The organism is Bacillus sp. SIMBA_008 (assembly GCF_046535495.1).
Taxonomy (GTDB): Bacteria; Bacillota; Bacilli; order Bacillales; family Bacillaceae; genus Bacillus; species Bacillus subtilis.
Map to the genome: position 1 here is coordinate 1 of NZ_JAWRWL010000268.1, position 290 is coordinate 290.

1 pseudogene is annotated in these 290 nt (G+C 35.9%); it reads left to right on the plus strand.

Annotated features, from left to right (window positions below):
- A pseudogene (locus SB658_RS23140) lies at window positions 1-290 on the plus strand (FAD-dependent oxidoreductase); the annotation flags it as partial.

The window sequence follows — 290 nt, forward strand, 5'->3', positions numbered from 1 at the left end:
GTGGAAAAGTTTATGAACAAACAACAGCTATTGATGTGGAAAAAGGTGATTATCCACAAGTCATTACAAAGGGCGGACATCGCATCACTTGCAAATATGTTGTCTCTTGTTCACATTTTCCTTTCTATGATGCGAATAGCTTTTTCTTTACGCGAATGTATGCTGAACGCTCTTATGCTCTCGCAATCAAAGCAAAATCGGATTATCCAGGTGGCATGTATTTAAGTATTGATAATCCAAAACGTTCCTTACGCTATACAACAAACAATGGAGAACAATTAATTTTAATT